The organism is Ruminococcus sp. 1001713B170207_170306_F1, assembly GCF_015668065.1.
In the GTDB taxonomy this organism is placed as follows: domain Bacteria; phylum Bacillota; class Clostridia; order Lachnospirales; family Lachnospiraceae; genus Blautia_A; species Blautia_A faecis.
In genome coordinates this window covers 1-19,561 of sequence record NZ_JADPEX010000021.1, presented here as the reverse complement: position 1 = coordinate 19,561, position 19,561 = coordinate 1, and the positions used below count along the sequence as shown (strand labels likewise).

Genomic DNA, 19,561 nt, shown 5'->3' with positions numbered 1-19,561 from the left:
TTTTCGGTTGCATGATAGATAGTATATGATTTTTAAATATATTCTATCACTTTGCCTCTTTCTCCAACTCTTTCATTTTCCGAAAGAGTTGCAAAAACGAGCGATTTCCTATGGCATTTTTAGCATTTTTCAAGTCTTTTCCATAAATCAGGAGCAAATGAGTTCATACTCATCACAAATCACATCGTAGACCATAATTTATCCCTCCATTTCACACATCTCTCCAATGGATGCCACATAGAAATCAACCTGAGTGAATTTCTTATCGCCAGAGAGCTTATTGAATTTTTTTGCAATTCGTTTGGAAACGATGGGGCAGTTCTCCTGGCTGATTTCGATCAGCATGACAATATACTGCCGGACATTGTATCTGGTGTAAAAATCACCTTTTCGTATGGATGACTGGATAGCCTGTCTGAGAAGTTCGGACTTTTCACGTTCCTTCTCCTCCGAAACATGATCCGCCTTATAGTCCAGTGTGCAAAGCATAACAAACACGGATAAACCGGAGCGCTCCACCATACGGCTGAATACATGATAGATATCAACAAAGCTGGGAAACGGACAGAAATATGCTCCTACTGCAGCCTCCTTTTCCCGAAGTCTTTCCTTGATATCGCTAAGGGCACCTGCTGCCTGTGAAGTCCGTTCTCCCATCAGCTTGAAACGCTTTAACAATCTCTCCGAAGGGGCCACTCCCATTTCATCGAATAAAAGCTTTTCGGTGTTTTGGTAAACTTCAAGGCCTTCCTTATATCGGGACATTCCGATCAGGCTGTCGATTTCCCAGACCTGCCACTCGTCAAAGGGATAAATTTCGGCGGCTCTGTGCGCCACTTTATGCAGATCTTCATACCGTTCATGCCCCTTCAGCCAGCGGCACAGCTCCTCTGTAACACGGAAGTACTCATCTCTGCACCGGACATTCTCCACAGCGACCCATTGCTCCCCGATCATATCCGGGAGAAATTCACCTTTATAAATTTTCCAGGCCTGCATCCAGAGATGAAGCTTGTCCTCTTCCCGTTTCTCCTTTTTTTCTTTCTCTATCAGTTTCCGGAACTCATTTACATCAACCTGAACTTCAATATTTCCGTCCCAACGGCACATTCCGGACTGGATATTTATGTATTTGCTATCTGGAAGTCCAATATCCTTCAGCTGTTTACGAAGTCTGAAAATGGTGTTGTTCAGGCTTCCGTTCTTATTCTCCACCTCAACTCTTCCATAAAGGGCATCTATCATAGCAGCTTTGGAAATTCCGCCGTCTTCGGTATGAAACATAAGCAGCTGAAAAAGCTGTGTAGTCTTCGATGCTTTATTTCGATCCAGTACCAGTTCTTTTCCCTTATATTCCAACGAAAAGGTTCCAAGCATGCGAACCTTTAATACGTTTTTTTCCATATACTTTTCTCCATAACTAAAATAATTCTAGAACGTATTTATTGCAGACGTAATTAGCAATAGCCTTTTATTTCCTTATTAATTATAATACGACTTTTTTACATAATAACACCAGAATAAAAAAAGAACTATTAACATTTGGTTAAAAAAAGGCAGAAGTTTTCGTTACATGTACTGAAAACTTCTGCTCTTACTGCTTCTTTATTCTGTTACTTCGTACTGCCTCAATTCATATTTCAGTTTGGTGCCCTCTTTGATTTCTATTAGCAAAAGGACTCCGGGCACCGGCTTCTCACCGGCATGTCCTCGCTTTTTACGTATCTTGCGTTAAATTCCATATTGATCTGGCGAAGCTCTTTCTTCCCATCAATGTATTCCTGATACATCTCAGCCAGCCCTGCCATACAACCGTCGCAGTTCGCCTCAATATTTCCAAGGGATTCTGCAACAATCTTCTCCCGCTCCTCACGGGTAGTTTCTGCGATTAAATATCCCGCCATCTTTTCGCCTCCACTTTCTCAGGTAAATTTCATTATCTCTATTATAGCGTACTCCTTAACAATTTCAACTTTAACTTCCATAAACACTTTGGAATTAATTGATAAATCCACCTGCAAAAACTGTTTATTTTCTCGTTTATGTGTTATATTATATCTACCTTATATTAGCCAGGAGGACTTTATGCAGAAAAAACGAGTAGGTGTGATTACCTTCCATAACTACGACAATTACGGTGCCATCCTGCAGAGCTATGCGCTTCAGAAAAAGCTGCAAGAAATCGGCACTCAGCCGGAAATTATTGATTACCGCTGCGACTATATCAGCAATCCTTTCCGCCTTGTAAACCTGAAAAAGAAAGGACTTTTTAACTATATTTACGGGGCAATCGGCCATATCTGCTACATTCCCCGCCGTTTCAAATGCAACAAATTCCGTAAGCATATGCGCTACAGCCAGCCTGTCATTCAGGGTAAAATGCAGCCGGTAGCTGGCAAATACGATATTTATATTGCTGGAAGCGACCAGATTTGGGATTACAAGCTTACCAATTTTGACACTACCTATTTCCTTGATTTTGTAAAAGAGGGAAAAAAGAAATGCAGCTATGCCGCAAGTATCGGTGAAAATCTTCCGCCGGAAGAATACCAGCAGAAATATAAAGAACTGCTTTCCGATTTTGATGAAATTCTGGTTCGTGAAGACTATGGGGCTGACATTGTAGAGAATCTCACAGAGAAGCGTCCTGAAGTGGTCTGCGATCCTACCCTTCTTCTCACTGCGGAAGAGTGGGATAAGCTTCTGGTTGAGCCAAAATATAAAGAAAAATACATTCTGGTTTACCAGCTGGGAATTAACAAAGAAATCGTAGACTTCGCCCGCCGTCTCCACAATAAGACCGGCTACCGTATTGTATACATTCCTTTCCCATTAGTTGGTCTTCTGAAATGTGACTGCAAGATCACAGTTGGTCCTGCAGAGTGGATGGGACTTTTCAAAAATGCAGAATATGTAGTTTCTGATTCTTTCCATGGTGTTGTTTTTGCCCTTATTTTTAACCGCAAATTCTTCGCCAAGGTAAACGGTCATCACATGAACCGCCGTGTTCAGCAGCTTCTTAATCTGGTGAAGCTTACCGATAGAACTATGGATGATGTTTCTTACGAGAAGCTTACCGAAGAAATTGATTTTACTTATGCAAATGAGCAGATTGCCCGCTTCCGTGAGCACTCTATGGAACAGCTGCGCCAGATGACATCTGAGGATTAAGCAGCGATTACCAATAAATGGAGATTTTTAGCAAATGAATAAAGAAAAAAATGTAAAAAAAGCCTTTTTATGGAATATGATCGGAAGTACCTGTTACTCAGGCTCCTCCTTTTTGTATCTCCTGGTGGTAACTCGTGTGTGTGGCGCACAGCTGGCAGGGTTTTATTCCTTAAGCTACGCTACTGCACAGCTGCTTCTGCAGGTGGGACGCTATGGTGTCCGCACCTATCAGGCCACGGATCTGGAGCACAAATATATTTTTTCCGAGTATAAGGTTTCCCGCATTATCACCTGTGCACTGATGATGCTGTTTGGAATTATTTACAGTTCCTTCAGCTTCAAAGGCGAATATATTATCATCAGCACTTTTATTATTATGATGAAGATGATTGATGCGGTGGAGGATGTTTTCCACGGAAATCTTCAGCAAAAGTACCATGTTGAGCAGATGGGAAAAATGCTGGCGGCGAGAAATCTGTATTCCGCAGTTTTTTTCACCGCTATGCTTATTATCACCAAGAACCTGTACTGCACCTGTGTTGCTACTTCTACAACCTCCCTTATTCTGTGTCTTATCATTAACTCACAGATGACCAGAAAATACGTTGGTCATGAAGAGGATGGACGCAAGCTTCAGATGTCTCATGTGTGGGAGTTACTTCGAACCTGTACCCCTATGTTTATCGGTACTTTTCTTTCCCTGCTGCTCTACAACATTCCAAAATACGCAATGGCTGGCGTTATGACAGATGAATATCAGACTTACTATAGCATTCTGTTTATGCCTTCTTTTGTGATTTCGCTGATGTGCGAGTTCGTGTTTAAGCCTACCATCACCACCATCGCAGAATTATGGTGGGAAAATAATGTGAAAAAGTTCACACTGTACATACTGCGGATCATTGGCATCATCCTTGTCTGCTGTGTGGCTGTTGTGGCCGGAGGGCATCTCATCGGTCGAACATTGCTGGAGATTATTTACGGTGTAGATCTTTCCCCATATAAGCTGCATTTCGTAGTTTTACTTATCGGCGGTGGAATCAGCGCGGAAGTCTACATGATCTACAATATCCTTATCGCTATCCGCTGGGGAAAATGCCTGCTTCCAGTTTATTCCATCACCGCAGTTATTACCATCGCAGCTGCCCGGATCCTGGTGCAGCAGTTGGGAATTATGGGCGCAGCATTGAATTATGTACTGTCCTGCTCCATTTTGTTTGTGCTGTTTACTTTGATCCTGATTTATGTAATTCTTCGTAAAAAACATCAGAACTAGTTCAATTAATACAACATCCCCCGGAAAGGAAATGTCCGTTTATTGGGACTATTCTTTCCGGGGGATGTTTTTTTATTTTCCTTTCGGATTTATGCGTGGAAGCTGATACTCTCGTATATTTTCATAGCCCGATAACGCCAACAGCAAAAGCAAGTCACGCTGTGGTCCTTTCCAGGATTCTACAGGTTCGTACCATTCGTGGATGGTATGCTCTCCACCGCCTTTTCCTCCCCAGCCCACGGTGATGGCAGGGATTCCAAGACTGATGGGGATGTTGGCGTCTGTGCTGGCGGCACCGATGTACAGGGTTTCCATGCCAATGGCCTGATTTGCAGCATTTGCAGCCTGGACAATCTGGCAGGATTTTTCCTGGGTACCAGCAGGGCGCCTGCCCTTTTGTTCGAAGGTGACTGTAATGCGGTCATCTTCTGCTGAGGTTTCCCTGTCTCCATTATCAGCATTCACTGGCACTGCACCAGCTGTATCTCCCACACTGCTTTTCGCCGTCATATTATTGTCGTCAAGGGTTACTGTACTCTCAGAACTTAAAGTTCCATATCCCCAGCGGGCGTTTTCCTCATTCACGGCTTCTTCTATTGCCTGGTGGAGTTTTGCAGATAATTTCTCAAGTTCCCCTGCATCCACAGAGCGCATATCCACCAGCATAGAACACTCTGCCGCGATTACATTTACAGACGTGCCGCCGTTTACTACGCCTACACTGAAAGTAGTTTTCGGATTCTTTGGTGTCTGGAGATCGCTGATTTTCGCAATCGCCCTTCCCATTGCGTGAATCGGGTTGGGAATTCCGAAGCCGGTGAAGCTGTGGCCACCGGTTCCGTGGAAAGTTACCAGATAGCGCTCGCTGCCTACTGCCTGGTAAATGATTCCGGAGGTTTTTTTATCATCAATGGAAACGAAACCGTCGTAGTGTTCTTCTGTGTTTGCCATATCCTTAAACACATGCTTAATTCCCCTCAGATCACCAAGTCCCTCTTCGCACACATTTGCACAGAACACAATATCTCCCTCGCCGCGAATGCCTGTAGCTTTCATTGCTCTTGCAAGACTGAGAAGCTCCGCTACCGCCCTGGTATCGTCTCCGATTCCCGGACAACTGTAGCGTTCGCCTTCTTTCTTCAAAGTAAGGTCTGTCTCCCTTGGGAAAACAGTGTCTGTATGTCCCGCAACCATAATTCGCGGTCCATTCCCAGTCCCTTTCCAGGTTCCCAGCACATTTCCCACCTCATCAACGTGCACCTCTGAAAGACCGGCATCCACCATCTTCTTTCGGACATATTCCGCTTTCTCCCCTTCTTCATAGGAAGGCGCAGGAATCTGGCACATTTCCAGGTGCTCCTGCAAAGTTCTTTCATCATCTTCGCGCAGAAATTTTAGTGCTTCCTGCACACCATTATATTTCAGTAATTTATCCATAATCTTTCCCTTTCAACTATAGAAAAAGTCAGCAAGTTCCAGCCTTCCCAGCCCAAACCTCCTGACTCTCATACTTCTGATTATTATCTTTTTATCATCATACAGCGGTTTTCCACTCATCTGGTCAACACTACATTTGAAATGATTTCTTGCAGAATCGGATCCACTGAACATAATTATAATCTCTCCAGCAGCTTCTCCAGATCCGCATAACTCTCAATATTATTGGACTCCCTACGAAGCCCTGCACTGTGGGGCATCCCTGCTGTATACCATGCCACATGCTTGCGCATCTCCCGGATTCCGATGAATTCACCCTTCATTTCAATCTGAGCCCGCGCATGCTTCAGAATCATCGCTTTCACCTCTGCCAGAGAAGGTCTTGCCAGCTCTTCCCCTGTTGCAAAATAGTGATTCATCTCCCGAAATATCCATGGATTTCCTTCCACAGCACGCCCGATCATCACCGCATCACATCCGGTCTGCCGAAAAAGTTTCTCTGCTTTTTTCGGCGAATCCACATCCCCATTTCCAATCACCGGAATGGAAACTGCTTCTTTAACCCTGGCAATGGTCTCCCAGTCTGCTATCCCGGAATAATACTGCTGCCGTGTCCGTCCATGAACTGCAATAGCTGCTGCCCCGGCATCCTCCACGCGCTTTGCAATCTCCACAATATCCACCGGCTCATTCTCAAAACCGATACGAACTTTCACTGTCAATGGCTTCTGAATGGCAGAAGAAATGCTTTTCACAATCTTCACGATCAGATCCGGATTTTTCAAAAGAGCAGAACCCTCACCGTTATTTACCACCTTCGGCACTGGGCATCCCATATTGATATCCAGAATGTCAAAAGGCTCCTCCTCGATTTCCTTCGCCACCTCCGTCATCAGCTCTGGCTCACTGCCAAAGAGCTGCATGGAAATAGGATGCTCCACCGGGTCGATTTCCATCAGAGCCCTGGTATTTTTGTTCTTATAGGAAATAGCCTTGGCACTGATCATCTCCATGCAGAGAAGCCCAGCGCCCTGCTCCTTGCAAAGCCTGCGAAAAGCCAGGTCGGTAACGCCCGCCATTGGTGCCAGGACGAACCGGTTAGGGATCTCTACATTTCCAATTTTCCACTTCATCTTCTTTGGAAGCTCATATCTCAACTTAGAATCTAAATTACTACTCATATCACCTTAATTACTTTCATATTTGATGTGTAACTATTCAACCCTTTCAACAATTACTCGCTTCGCAAACTCAAATATCACATCTGATGAGCTGCTATTTTCCCTGTTTATCAATTTATCCACACAGCTTACTCTTCTGTCTTCTCTTTATCCACATCTTCCCCAAGGAAGAACACACGATAATACATTTCCAGAGATTCCAGAAGCTCCTCTTTCTCTACACGCAGCTTTTTAATCTTCAATGCACCGCCAATATCATCATAAAATCCATCAGCTTCCGTAGCCTCTGTTTTAAACTGCAGATTTCCATGATCATCAAACTCCAATGTGAAAATTCCGCCAATCTCTTCTGTAAAAAGAACGCACATGATCTGCAGTTCTTTCTTCACATGATCTGGCAGAGAATCAAAGTCTTTATTAAAATAATATTTCTGTTCATAAGCGCTTGCGCCGCAAAGTACTACATTCTCCTGATACAATTAAGTCCCACCTTTCTGTTTTCATCTGTGTCAACAACATTTTCGCAAGTGATATGCCCCATTCACTGTAGGATTATCGCAATCAGTGGGGAATATCATTTGCAAAAATGTGCCTAAACAATAGCCTTACACATAGCTATACAGCCCGCGAACCGAAACCTCACCGGCGCTGACAGCTACAATCGTTCCATCAGTTTTCTCTACCAACAGCTCTCCGCCATCTGTAATCCCTCTGGCCACGCCCTCGTACGGCTCTTTCGCCAGCACACGCACCGGCTGATTGTAATTAGCAAGAATACTTTCATATTCCTCTTTCAGCCCACTGAGGTCACAGGTCGCTGCAAATTTTTCATAGTATTTCTCAAAAGCTTCCATCACAAGCCCGGGAATCTGGCTTCTGTCAAATTCCTTGCCGCTCTCCAGATAAAGAGATGTAGCCTTGTCTGCCATCTCCTCCGGAAACTCTTTGATATTTACATTAATTCCCACTCCGATGACTGCATAGTCAATTTTTCCAGCGCGAACCCCCATTTCGGTAAGGATTCCGCATATTTTTTTGTGGGAAACCACCACATCATTGGGCCATTTGATACTTACGTCAAATCCAAGATTCTTCACTGCTTTCGCCACAGCCATACCCATTACAAGGGTAAGGGTTGGTGCATACTGAGGTTCAAATTTCGGTCTGAGAAGAATGCTCATCATAACCGACGTACCCTCTGGTACCTCCCAGGATCTGCCAAGTCTTCCTCTTCCTGCTGACTGAAATTCTGCCAGTGCAAGAGTTCCCTCTGATGCGCCTTCCTTCGCCAGACGCTTGATCCACAAATTGGTAGAATCTGTTTCTCTTGCAAAATGGACGGTTTTGCCCGCCCATTTTGTATGTATCTGATCTGCAATTGTGGTTTCGTTATAGATACTGCCCGTGCCAATTTCTTCATATGATTCTTTTTCGGAAATCATTTCAGATACCCTTTCTATAACTCCCAATCGTCCAGGTTCTTTGAATAAATGATACATCTTATCCAGAGGATAAAAAGTAGTACATAAGAACGTAGAAACAATCGGAATTCATTAATTCATTGTTATCTGGAAGCCGAATTATTTATTCTCAGGCTCTCCCAGTGTAGCAACCATAACCGCTTTAATGGTATGCATACGGTTCTCAGCCTCATCAAATACCTTAGAAGCCGGAGACTCGAATACTTCGTCTGTTACTTCCATATCTGTCAGATTGAAGCGCTCGCCCATCTCTTTGCCAATCTTTGTCTTAAGATCATGGAATGCCGGCAGACAGTGAAGGAAAATTGCTTTCTCCCCTGCATTCTTCATAACTGCAGAGGTTACCTTGTATGGTGTCAGATCATGGATTCTCTCTTCCCATACTGCATCCGGCTCACCCATGGATACCCATACATCTGTGTAAATAACGTATGCGTCCTTCGTTCCAGCCTCTACATCCTCTGTAAGAGTAATGGTTGCGCCGGACTCTGCAGCGTACTCTTTGCACTGAGCAACCAGCTCCTCATTTGGGAAATATTTCTTACTTGTGCAGGCTACGAAATGCATACCAAGCTTGGAGCAGGCTACCATTAGGGAGTTACCCATGTTGTAACGGGCATCGCCCATGTAAACCAGCTTGATTCCTTTCAGATATCCGAAATGCTCACGGATGGTAAGCATATCTGCTAACATCTGTGTTGGATGATATTCGTTTGTCAGACCGTTCCAAACCGGAACTCCTGCATATTTTGCAAGATCTTCTACAATTTCCTGACCAAATCCACGGTACTCGATACCATCATACATTCTTCCAAGAACTCTTGCAGTATCTGCAATGCTCTCTTTCTTGCCGATCTGGGAGCCAGTTGGATCCAGATAGGTGCTTCCCATTCCCAGATCATGGGCTGCCACCTCGAAGGAACAACGTGTTCTGGTACTGGTTTTCTCAAAGATCAGGGCAATATTTTTGCCCTTGTAATACTCGGTAAGCTCACCGGCTTTTTTCTTTGCCTTTAACTCAGCGGATAAATCAAGAAGATACAGAATTTCCTCTGGTGTAAAGTCTTTCAGTGTCAAAAAATTTCTGCCTTTTAAGTTCATAATAATCCTCCTCTGGTGCCAGGTATAGTGCCTGGCACCATTTTTCTTTCTGCCATGCTTTACAGTAAACTGTCGTACAAGTCTTTCAATTTTTCACTTTTCAGACTACCATCGTCGGCTTTCATCTCATTAATTTCTTGTTTCAAGAATGTTACTCTTCTTTTTTATCCTTTTCATCCACAACAACTTCCTTCAAAGAAGCTGCCAGTCCTGCCAGATTCTGGAGCTCTGACGGGATAATAATCTTGGTAGATTTGCCGTCTGCCACTTTCGCAAGAGCTTCGAAGCTCTTCAGGGTAAGAACTGCATTGTCAGCACCTGCCTCCTTGATCATACGAAGACCTTCTGCATTCGCCTTCTGAACCTTCAGAACTGCCTCTGCCTGACCTTCCGCCTCTTTGATCATGCGCTCTTTCTGCGCTTCCGCGCGAAGGATAGCAGCCTGTTTCTCAGCTTCGGCATCAAGAATTGCAGATTCTTTTTTACCCTCTGCAACAAGGATGGTGGATTTCTTCTCACCTTCTGCGATCAGGATTGCCTCACGTCTCTCACGCTCTGCTTTCATCTGTTTCTCCATGGCTTCCTGAATAGCAGCCGGAGGAATGATATTTTTAAGCTCTACACGGTTTACCTTGATTCCCCATGGATCAGTTGCCACGTCAAGGGAAGCACGCATCTTGGTATTGATCACCTCACGGGAGGTCAAGGTTTCATCCAGTTCCATATCACCGATAATGTTACGCAATGTAGTCGCGGAAAGATTCTCGATAGCCATGATCGGATTCTCAACGCCGTATGCGTACAGCTTCGGATCTGTGATCTGGAAAAATACAACAGTATCAATCTGCATGGTTACGTTATCTTTTGTGATAACTGGCTGTGGTGGGAAATCTACAACCTGCTCTTTCAGATTGACTTTTCTTGCCACACGCTCTACAAATGGAAGTTTGAAGTGTACGCCGGTTCCCCATGTTGCCTGGTAAGCGCCTAAACGCTCAAGTACGATCGCATATGCCTGGGGTACGATGCGGATGCAGGATGCCAGGATCCACAGCACCAGAATGATGACGATCAGCAAAAATAAGATACTTCCCATATTACGCCTCCTTTGGCTCCACGATCAATTTAACGCCGTGGACTGCTTTTATGATTACTACAGTGTCAACCGGAATTGTTACGCTGTCATCGGATGTCCGGGCCATCCATTCAATGTCATTGATGCGAACCTGGCCTGTCTGGGCCAGATTATTGATCTTCTGGATCACGACAGCCTTTTTTCCAAGAAGACCTTCCACATTTGTTTTCTCTGTGTCTTTTCTCATAAGCTTCAGAGCTGCCGGTCTTGTAAAAAACAGCAGCACCAGTGAAACACAGAAAAACAGAAGAAGCTGCGGCACGATTCCCATTCCAATGCCGGCTGCAATAGCGGCAGCAAGTGCGCCTCCTGCAAACCAGATCGTAGTAAGTGCCGTGGTAAGCCCTTCAATAACCAGAAGCACAGCCAGGACTCCCAGCCAGATAATTGGTTCCATAAGACTCCCCCTTTCAGATAAGCGATTGTCAAAATCTGCCATACGTCATCAGATATACTTCAGCAGACAGATTCCAGATCAGCTAACCCTACCGTCTCTGCCTTGCAGCCTCATACATCAAAATTCCTGCAGCCATAGCTGCATTCAAGGACTCCACCTTGCCGCACATGGGGATCCGGATGAGACAATCAGCAGCTTCTGCTGCCTCTTCCGTCAACCCGTTTCCTTCATTTCCAATAAGAAATGCTGTGCCGCCCTGATAATCCTCCTGATCATAGGAATTTTTTCCTTTCAGGTGGGCTGCAAAGGTACGGATACCTTTTTGCTCCAGTTCTGCTTTTAATGATACCACATCCTCCACATATAGGAAAGGCATTCTGTAAACAGATCCCATAGTTGATCGGATGACCTTTGGATTTGTAATGTCTACGCAGGTTTTCGTAAGAAAAACACCGGAAACACCAGCACCCTCACCTGTTCGGAAAATAGTCCCTGCATTTCCCGGATCCTGAAGATCCTCAAGAACCATTACCAAAGGAGCATCTCCTTTTAAAATATCTTCCACAGTCCACACCGGTTTCTTCAGAACTGTAAGAATTCCCTGTGGAGTCCTGGTATCACACATCTGGCGGAAAACATTATCTGCCACAATTTCTCTTTTTTCTTCCGGAAGCTCCATGACCTGCTTCATCAGGGACTCATCTGCAGTCAGGGATTCTGTCACATAAACCCTGGAAATCCAGTCCTTTGGAGCTTCCCCGAACATTTTCCGTCCCTCAGCCACAAACAACCCCTGTTCCCTGCGGGCCTTGGCCTTCTGGTTTAACTGTATGATATTTTTCACCTGTGTATTATTTGCACTGGTTATCATAAATTATCCTCCCTGTTACAGCGGCTTTCGGAATTTATTCAAATCCTCGTTCTTTCCTACTGCAACCAGAATACAACCCGCTTCCAGCTTCTCCGCAGGATTCAGGTTTACATTTACAGAATCTCCATGCTTCACTGCAACCAGATTTATATGATGCTGCTCACGGAGCCTGATCTCTGAAAGACTTTTCCCCACCCATTCATCCGGGATCCGGAATTCTGCCATACTGAACTCCGTAGAAAGCTCAAACACATCCTCAAATCCACTGGCTGTAAAATTACGGGCAACGCGGATGCCCATGGAACGCTCCGGATATATTACCTGATCAGCACCAATTTTCTCCAGGATCCGGCCATGAAGGGAATTCATTGCCTTCGCCAGAACAAGCGGGACGCCCAGGTCCTTCACCTGCATGGTAGCTGTAATACTGGCTTCCATATTTTCTGCAACCGCAATAATCGCAACGTCTACGTTCTGCACGCCCAGGGATTTCAGAATTCCAGGCTCGCGCACATCTGCACGAACTGCATAAGTGACAGTATCTGCAATTTCCTGAATATTCTCATCTTTATCATCAATTGCCAAAACATCATAATCTGCATTCGCAAGCTCTTTCGCCAGGGTCATTCCAAACTGCCCCAATCCAATGACTGCAAAGGATTTTCCGCTCATTCTAATCTCCTTTAAAATCTGCTATGAAAGCAACGGACTTTCATGCGGGATAATGTCGTCCACAGACGCCATTTTCTATCCTATCATAATATTCTCTTCTGCCAGATGTACATCTTTCGTTCGCTTCTGCGCACGGGATACAACCGCCGCGCCCAGTGTCAGCGGACCGATTCTTCCAAGATACATGGTAAAAATAACGATCCATTTGGCCGGTGTATTCAGGACCGCGGTCAGTCCTCTGGAAAGACCTACGGTTCCAATTGCAGAAGTAAGCTCATACAGCACATCCACAAAGGGTGCATCCGGCATAATTGCAAAAATCCCCAGCACGGAAATAAGCAGCACACTAACCGCCATTCCCACAACTACCTGCGCAGAACGGATATAACTGCTGCGAATCTTTCTCCCATAAACCTCTACATCCTTTTTTCCCCGAAGGTTGGCAATAATACTCAGCACAAGCACTGCAAGTGTAGTCGTCTTCACTCCGCCGGCAGTCCCCATAGGAGAACCTCCAACCAGCATAAGAAACAGACAGATCATTACACTTCCGCTGGTCAGCGCCCCCTGATCAACTGTAAAAAATCCTGCAGTTCTTGTGGTCACAGACTGAAATGCCGCTGCCATCAGCTTCTGTCCAAAGGACAGACTTCCCAGTGTGTCCGGGTTCTTATACTCAAACAGCAAAATACAGATTGTCCCACCAAGGAGCAAAATCCCGGTTGTAGTCAAAACCAGCTTGCTCTGCAGACGAAGGGTCCGGAATAATCTGCCAAGAGAAAGCTTCTTCTGAAAAACCAGCTTTATTCTTTTTCCAAGATCCCACCATACGTTAAAGCCAAGTCCAGAAGCAATAATCAATCCCATCGTTGTCACATTCACCAGAGGATTGGTTACATAGTCTGCCAGACTGTTCTCTCCCAAGAGATCGATTCCTGCGTTGCAAAAGGCTGAAACTGCTGTAAAAGCAGCCTGCCCCAGACCTTTCACCAGTCCAAGCTCTGGTACAAAGCAGAATGCATAGCCGACGGCTCCGATTCCTTCCGCTGCAAATACGCAGAGAACCACTTTTCTCACCACTGTTACCAGACCGGACATCTGCTCCAGATTATAGGATTCCTGGATCATTCTGCGGTTCTTCAGACTGATCTTCTTATTCAGGGAAATAAAAATAATGCTGGCAAGAGCGATCAGACCAATTCCGCCAATCTGGATCAGCAAAAGGATCACCAGCTTGCCGATCAGGCTCCAGTGAGTGGCTGTGGTCACAGTTACAAGACCGGTTACACATACACAGGTGGTGGCTGTAAACATAGCATCTGAGAACGAAGTGTTCTGGCCTGCTGCCGTACAGAAAGGCAGCCACAAAATTAATCCTCCTACAAAAATTACCCCCGCAAAGCTGAGGGTAATGATCTGTGCCGTATTCAGTTTATGCAATTTATATTGCAGGTTTTGAATGAACATAAGCTTCCTTTATGCCACTGCCCTCAGCATCTTTTGCAAAATATTCTGCTGCAGAATGTCAGGAACAATGACTCTTTTATAATTACGGTTCACCTGCCGTCGGCACATAGCTCAAAGGATTTCTGCAAAATGTGTATCACATACTGTAAAACCCAGTCGGAAATATGCCCTGAGACAAGTGAACCGTATTATCACTGTTATTTCCTATAGTTATGAGAAAGGGACTCACAAACCTCCCACATATATGGAGTGACGCTCTTCTCCATTGCAAGAGCTTCATTGATATCGAAATCAACGAAATCACCATGGCGGTATCCAACAACACGGCTCTTCTTGCCTTCCAGAAGAAGGTCTACTGCCATAGCACCCATCATGGATGCATATACACGGTCTTTACATGTTGGGCTTCCACCACGCTGCATGTGACCAAGGATAGTAGCACGTGTCTCGATTCCTGTAGCAGCCTCGATACGAGTTGCCATAGCCTGTGAATGGCCGATACCCTCTGCATTGATGATGATGTGGTGTTTCTTACCCATCTTACGGCTCTCAATAATGTTATTGATCAGCTTCTGCTCATCATAGTCATACTTCTCAGGGATCAGAACATCCTCGGCTCCGTTGGCAATACCACACCACAGTGCAAGCCAGCCGGCTCCACGTCCCATAACCTCGATGATACTGCATCTCTCATGGGAAGTAGATGTATCACGAACCTTGTCAATTGCTTCCATAGCTGTATTAACAGCGGTATCAAAACCGATGGTGTACTCTGTACATGCAATGTCAAGGTCGATGGTTCCTGGAATTCCGATTGTATTGATTCCAAGGTTAGCAAGCTTCTGTGCTCCGGCAAAGGAACCGTCTCCACCGATTACAACAAGTCCGTCAATACCGTGCTTGCGGCAGATCTCTGCACCACGCTGCTGTCCTTCCGCTGTGCGGAACTCGGCACATCTTGCAGTGTAAAGAATTGTACCACCACGCTCGATGGTGTCGGATACATCTCTTGCTGTCATATCGATGATCTCTTCGTTTAAAAGGCCGTTATAGCCCTTCTGGATACCTTTTACTTTAAGTCCGCTGGAAAGTCCACGTCTTACAACTGCACGGATTGCAGCGTTCATTCCAGGAGCGTCACCGCCACTGGTAAGGACACCAATGGTCTTAATTTTGTTTTCTGCCATAATAATCTCCTCCATCTTATGAATCGTCGGGAGCTGTGTCTCCATTTTCAGTGGAAACGCCCTCGTTTTTCTATACACATATTCAGCATTAGTTTATAGCATTTTCAAAGGTTTTTCAAGACTCTTTCCTTAAGTAATTGCCGAAATTACACTCTGTTTTCCGTGATTTTACCATAATTTTCCATATACCTGTCTGATTCTTCACTTTAAAGCGTTTTCAGAGCTCTTTCTACAACCCGGATATTGCCTTCACCATATTTTTTACTCATCTGTGCAAGCCATTCATCCTGCAGATTTACATGGTATGCAGCAGACAGTTTTTTCATTGCTTTTACATCTTTCAGATAAATAACGACAGTGTCTGTACCCTGAGAATTCCGTAGATCCTCCAGAAGCCCTTTTTCTTTCTGGCTGTAATCATCCTTACTTTCAAACTGGATCCAGAGTTCTCTCGGAATATCGGAGAATGACCGTACCTTTTCCAGGATCAGCTTGCTGGCCTTGTCATCCTCGGCAGATACGCGTCCCTGGATGAATACCCTGGCATCCTCATTGATCATATTCTGCCATTTCTCATAATCTCTTGGGAAAACCATGACTTCTACAGTTCCAACCAGATCCTCCACGGTAAGAAACGCCATCACTTTGTTTGTCTTGGTATACTTCACGTTTTTCTCTGTGATCATGCCTCCGATGATGACTTTCTGATTGTCCCGTACTTTTGACTCATCCGGTTCACCACCTTCACGGTCATCTTCATCTGATGGCTGGAAATCGATAGTTCTTGCGGAAATCATTTTTTCCATCATATTACGGTAGCGATCCAGGGGATGGCCGCTCAAGTATATGCCAAGGACTTCTTTTTCGTAGGACAAAACCGTCTCTTTGTCATATTCTTCCAGATTCGGCATACGAATCTCAAATTCTTTTTTTTCATCTTCGCTGGCAATGTCGAATAAGCTGAGCTGCCCTGCCATAGACTGCTTCTTGTTTCGGGAAATGTCATCTACGATCTGACCAAAAACGACCATCTTCTGATGACGGTTTCCTTCCAGACAATCCAGAGCACCGGCCTTGATAAAGTTCTCAATGGCACGCTTGTTCACAGCTTCCATATTCCGCTCAATAAAGTTCTTCACGGAAAGGTACTCGCCATGTTCTTTTCTCTCTGCAACAATAGCCTCGATGACCGGACGCCCTACGCTCTTGATTGCGGAAAGCGCATAGAGGATCGAGCCTCCTGATACGGAAAAGCCATACTCGCCTTTGTTGATGTCCGGCGGCAGGATTGGAATGTTCATCTGACGGCAGACCTGAATATACTCGGCAACCTTGGTAGGCTTGTCGATTACGGAGGTCATCAGCGCAGCCATATATTCTACCGGATAATAGTATTTCAGAAAGGCAGTCTGATACGTAACATAGGCGTATGCCGCAGCATGGGATTTGTTAAATGCATACTGTGCAAAATCGATCATTTCATCGTAGATCTTATTTGCAATTTTCTCATCAATTCCATTTTTAATACAGCCGGGAACACCTTCCGCTTCGTTTCCATAGACAAAAGCCTGGCGTTCTTTTTCCATAACGTTAAGTTTCTTCTTGGACATGGCCCGGCGGAGAAGGTCACTTCGTCCCAGGGTAAATCCTGCAAGGCTCTGTACGATCTGCATAACCTGCTCCTGGTACACGATACAACCGTGAGTCGCCTTCAGGATTGGCTCCAACTGAGGACAATCATAGTGGATGGTGTCTGGACGGTTCTTGCCGCGGATATACTGGGGAATAAAGTCCATAGGGCCTGGGCGGTACAGGGAAATTCCGGCGATTACATCCTCAAGGCTATGTGGCTTCAGTTCTTTCATGAATCCTTTCATTCCGCCGCTTTCCAGCTGGAACACACCGTCAGTACGACCTGTTCCAAGAGAATCCAGCACTTTCTGGTCATTATAATCTATCTTTTGCATATCAAGGGATATGCCGTAATTTTTCTTTACATTTTTTACTGCGTTGTTGATTACAGTCAGGGTTCTAAGGCCAAGGAAATCCATTTTCAAAAGTCCCAGCTCCTCAAGAGTTGTCATGACAAACTGGGTGACAATGGTTCCGTCCTGCGCGCGGGAAAGGGGCACATACTCGGAGACGTCTTTCTGGCTGATTACAACTCCGGCAGCGTGCATGGAGGTATGTCTTGGAAGACCTTCCAGACGTTTGGCCATGTCAATCAGATGATGCACATCCGGCTGCTCGTCGTATGCTTTTTTCAGTTCCGGGTTTACTTCCATGGCTTTGTCGATTGTGACAAGCTTCACATTCGGTATTTTGGCAGGAACCATTTTCGCAATGGAGTCTACCTGGGCATATGGCATATCGAGGACACGGCCTACATCACGGATAACACCGCGGGCTGCCAAAGTACCGAATGTAACAATCTGAACCACACAGTCTTTGCCGTATTTCCGTACAACATAGTCGATTACTTCCTGTCTTCGCTCAAATCCGAAATCCACGTCAATATCAGGCATGGATACTCGCTCCGGATTCAGGAAACGTTCAAACAGAAGGTCATATTTGATTGGATCAAGTAAGGTGATTCCAAGGGTATATGCAACAATACTTCCGGCTGCGGAGCCTCGTCCGGGACCTACTTCAATGCCATTACTGCGGGCATAATGGATGAAATCCCACACAATGAGGAAGTAGTCAACATAGCCCATATTTTTGATAGTGTTCAGCTCGTATTCCAGTCGCTCCCGTAGCTCTGGGGTAACCGGATCGTACAGGCGCTCCAGCCCTTCGAAGCAGAGCTTATTCAAGTATTCCCAGGAGGTGTAGCCCTCGGGAACGTCGAATCTTGGCAGCTTGGTAACTCCGAATTCAATTTCTACGTGGCAGCGCTCTGCTATTTTATGTGTGTTCTCCAAGGCTTCCAGTGCATATGGGAAAAGTGCCGCCATTTCCTGCTCGGATTTCACATAGTACTGACCGCCTTCGTAGCGCATACGGTCTGTATCGGACAGCTTCTTCCCTGTCTGGAGACACAGAAGAATGTCGTGAGGATCAGCATCTTCTTTGTAGGTGTAATGAATATCGTTAGTGGCTACCAGGTCAATTCCAGTCTCCTGGTGCATGCGCAGAAGCTGCTGGTTTACATTCTGCTGTTCCGGAATTCCATGATCCTGAAGCTCTAGGAAAAAATTGCCTTCGCCGAAAATTTCCTGATAGCGGAGGGCCGCCTTCTTAGCGTCCGGGTACATTCCTCTGTTAAGGAACCGGGCTACTTCACCGGCCAGGCAGGCGCTCAGCGCGATGAGACCTTCGTGATATTCCCGGAGAAGCTCCAGGTCTACTCGTGGTTTATAGTAAAAGCCTTCTTTAAAGCTTTTGGATACAATTTTCATAAGGTTCTGGTAGCCCTGGTTGTTCTCGGCAAGAAGTACCAGATGGTAGTAACGGTCGTCGCCACTGCCGATCTCGCGGTCGAAGCGGGAACCAGGGGCTACATAGACTTCGCAGCCAAGGATCGGATTGATTCCGGCTGCTTTCGCTGCCCGGTAAAAATCGATGACGCCGTACATGACCCCATGGTCTGTGATGGCCGCGCTGTCCATCCCAAGCTCCTTTACACGGGCAACATATTCTTTTATTTTATTGGAACCGTCCAGCAGGGAGTATTCGGTGTGGACGTGGAGGTGGGTAAAAGCCATTGTGTGTCTCCTTCTTCGCAAATTTGCTATTTAGTGTGTTGGGAGGGTGAAAAGTTTTTCAGGAGGGACGCATTTGGGCAATGTGTATTACTCACTCGCCGGCGCAACGCTCCAGCGAACTAATCGCTAACTGCGACTAATGCGTTCGGGAGAGCCCTCACGCATAAGTCTCCGTAAGCGCTGGATTTCGCCTCCGCTAAGAGCGCGCCTGAAATGGCTCGCTGGAGTAATACACATTGTCCAAATGCTGTGTACTGGCTGGGACTGATGTTATATAAGAACTTTTTACGAAGGGGGAGGGTGAGTGAGTGATTTCCCTATACTTTTTTGGTAACGATAGATTGGCAAAAAATAATAAAGTTGCGGGATACCAACTACTTCACCCCACCCGCGTTGTTGTCGTTACTGTTTCTTTCTTCCCTTTCCAGTAACCAGCGATTTTGCAATGTATATTCGCAAGCCGCGCATTTCAGGAGCG

The 19,561-nt window shown here is 45.5% G+C and carries 16 protein-coding genes; 2 read left to right on the top strand and 14 right to left on the bottom strand.

The window, feature by feature from the left end:
• Positions 1-198: 198 nt before the first annotated feature.
• Both I4V84_RS13035 and I4V84_RS13030 read right to left on the bottom strand, forming a co-directional pair.
• On the bottom strand, positions 199-1,404 hold the full coding sequence (locus tag I4V84_RS13035; protein ID WP_195408901.1) for a bacterial transcriptional activator domain-containing protein: 1,206 nt from the start codon (positions 1,402-1,404) through the stop codon (positions 199-201).
• A 263-nt stretch (positions 1,405-1,667) separates the two neighbouring features.
• Complete coding sequence (locus I4V84_RS13030; protein WP_118583972.1) at positions 1,668-1,904, bottom strand: purine biosynthesis protein PurH; 237 nt, start codon at positions 1,902-1,904, stop codon at positions 1,668-1,670.
• A 181-nt stretch (positions 1,905-2,085) separates the two neighbouring features.
• On the opposite strand from I4V84_RS13030, the gene I4V84_RS13025 reads away from it, so the two are divergent.
• Positions 2,086-3,171, top strand: a complete 1,086-nt coding sequence (locus I4V84_RS13025) for a polysaccharide pyruvyl transferase family protein (RefSeq protein WP_187565821.1) — start codon at positions 2,086-2,088, stop codon at positions 3,169-3,171.
• Positions 3,172-3,205: 34 nt separating this feature from the next.
• Positions 3,206-4,447 (top strand): hypothetical protein, encoded by a 1,242-nt coding sequence (locus tag I4V84_RS13020; protein WP_148463327.1) that lies wholly within the window; start codon positions 3,206-3,208, stop codon positions 4,445-4,447.
• A gap of 72 nt (positions 4,448-4,519) precedes the next feature.
• On the opposite strand, the gene I4V84_RS13015 is transcribed toward I4V84_RS13020, so the two are convergent.
• The 12 genes from I4V84_RS13015 to I4V84_RS12960 form a co-directional block, all read right to left on the bottom strand.
• Positions 4,520-5,884, bottom strand: coding sequence for a M20/M25/M40 family metallo-hydrolase (locus I4V84_RS13015; RefSeq protein ID WP_195992440.1), 1,365 nt, complete (start codon positions 5,882-5,884; stop codon positions 4,520-4,522).
• A 176-nt stretch (positions 5,885-6,060) separates the two neighbouring features.
• Complete coding sequence (gene dusB, locus I4V84_RS13010) at positions 6,061-7,065, bottom strand: tRNA dihydrouridine synthase DusB (RefSeq protein ID WP_330637359.1); 1,005 nt, start codon at positions 7,063-7,065, stop codon at positions 6,061-6,063.
• Between the two features lie 128 nt (positions 7,066-7,193).
• Complete coding sequence (locus I4V84_RS13005; protein ID WP_118583962.1) at positions 7,194-7,544, bottom strand: DUF6145 family protein; 351 nt, start codon at positions 7,542-7,544, stop codon at positions 7,194-7,196.
• A 126-nt stretch (positions 7,545-7,670) separates the two neighbouring features.
• A complete protein-coding gene (locus I4V84_RS13000) occupies positions 7,671-8,534 on the bottom strand; it encodes a biotin--[acetyl-CoA-carboxylase] ligase (protein WP_243284099.1) in 864 nt (287 codons plus the stop codon).
• Positions 8,535-8,645: 111 nt separating this feature from the next.
• Complete coding sequence (gene argF, locus I4V84_RS12995; protein WP_195992439.1) at positions 8,646-9,647, bottom strand: ornithine carbamoyltransferase; 1,002 nt, start codon at positions 9,645-9,647, stop codon at positions 8,646-8,648.
• Between the two features lie 151 nt (positions 9,648-9,798).
• Positions 9,799-10,743 carry a stomatin-like protein gene (locus tag I4V84_RS12990; RefSeq protein WP_195379314.1) on the bottom strand — a complete coding sequence of 315 codons (945 nt, stop codon included), beginning with the start codon at positions 10,741-10,743 and terminating at the stop codon, positions 9,799-9,801.
• Between the two features lies 1 nt (position 10,744).
• Positions 10,745-11,179, bottom strand: a complete 435-nt coding sequence (locus I4V84_RS12985) for an NfeD family protein (RefSeq protein ID WP_173717395.1) — start codon at positions 11,177-11,179, stop codon at positions 10,745-10,747.
• An 88-nt stretch (positions 11,180-11,267) separates the two neighbouring features.
• Complete coding sequence (locus I4V84_RS12980) at positions 11,268-12,050, bottom strand: RNA methyltransferase (protein WP_118583958.1); 783 nt, start codon at positions 12,048-12,050, stop codon at positions 11,268-11,270.
• A 15-nt stretch (positions 12,051-12,065) separates the two neighbouring features.
• Complete coding sequence (locus I4V84_RS12975; RefSeq protein ID WP_148463321.1) at positions 12,066-12,722, bottom strand: TrkA family potassium uptake protein; 657 nt, start codon at positions 12,720-12,722, stop codon at positions 12,066-12,068.
• A 75-nt stretch (positions 12,723-12,797) separates the two neighbouring features.
• Entirely contained in the window at positions 12,798-14,090 is a 1,293-nt protein-coding gene (locus I4V84_RS12970) for a potassium transporter TrkG (protein ID WP_243284098.1), read from the bottom strand.
• A 296-nt stretch (positions 14,091-14,386) separates the two neighbouring features.
• Positions 14,387-15,376 carry a 6-phosphofructokinase gene (gene pfkA / locus I4V84_RS12965; protein ID WP_173718340.1) on the bottom strand — a complete coding sequence of 330 codons (990 nt, stop codon included), beginning with the start codon at positions 15,374-15,376 and terminating at the stop codon, positions 14,387-14,389.
• Between the two features lie 206 nt (positions 15,377-15,582).
• Entirely contained in the window at positions 15,583-19,083 is a 3,501-nt protein-coding gene (locus I4V84_RS12960) for a DNA polymerase III subunit alpha (protein WP_187565827.1), read from the bottom strand.
• Positions 19,084-19,561 lie beyond the last annotated feature (478 nt).

Coding starts and splice junctions, on each gene's coding strand:
- I4V84_RS13035 (WP_195408901.1), bottom strand. CDS start 1,404: ATGGAAAAAAACGTATTAAAGGTTCGCATGCTTGGAACCTTTTCGTTG.
- I4V84_RS13030 (WP_118583972.1), bottom strand. CDS start 1,904: ATGGCGGGATATTTAATCGCAGAAACTACCCGTGAGGAGCGGGAGAAG.
- I4V84_RS13025 (WP_187565821.1), top strand. CDS start 2,086: ATGCAGAAAAAACGAGTAGGTGTGATTACCTTCCATAACTACGACAAT.
- I4V84_RS13020 (WP_148463327.1), top strand. CDS start 3,206: ATGAATAAAGAAAAAAATGTAAAAAAAGCCTTTTTATGGAATATGATC.
- I4V84_RS13015 (WP_195992440.1), bottom strand. CDS start 5,884: ATGGATAAATTACTGAAATATAATGGTGTGCAGGAAGCACTAAAATTT.
- dusB (WP_330637359.1), bottom strand. CDS start 7,065: ATGAGTAGTAATTTAGATTCTAAGTTGAGATATGAGCTTCCAAAGAAG.
- argF (WP_195992439.1), bottom strand. CDS start 9,647: ATGAACTTAAAAGGCAGAAATTTTTTGACACTGAAAGACTTTACACCA.
- I4V84_RS12990 (WP_195379314.1), bottom strand. CDS start 10,743: ATGGGAAGTATCTTATTTTTGCTGATCGTCATCATTCTGGTGCTGTGG.
- I4V84_RS12985 (WP_173717395.1), bottom strand. CDS start 11,179: ATGGAACCAATTATCTGGCTGGGAGTCCTGGCTGTGCTTCTGGTTATT.
- I4V84_RS12980 (WP_118583958.1), bottom strand. CDS start 12,050: ATGATAACCAGTGCAAATAATACACAGGTGAAAAATATCATACAGTTA.
- I4V84_RS12975 (WP_148463321.1), bottom strand. CDS start 12,722: ATGAGCGGAAAATCCTTTGCAGTCATTGGATTGGGGCAGTTTGGAATG.
- pfkA (WP_173718340.1), bottom strand. CDS start 15,376: ATGGCAGAAAACAAAATTAAGACCATTGGTGTCCTTACCAGTGGCGGT.
- I4V84_RS12960 (WP_187565827.1), bottom strand. CDS start 19,083: ATGGCTTTTACCCACCTCCACGTCCACACCGAATACTCCCTGCTGGAC.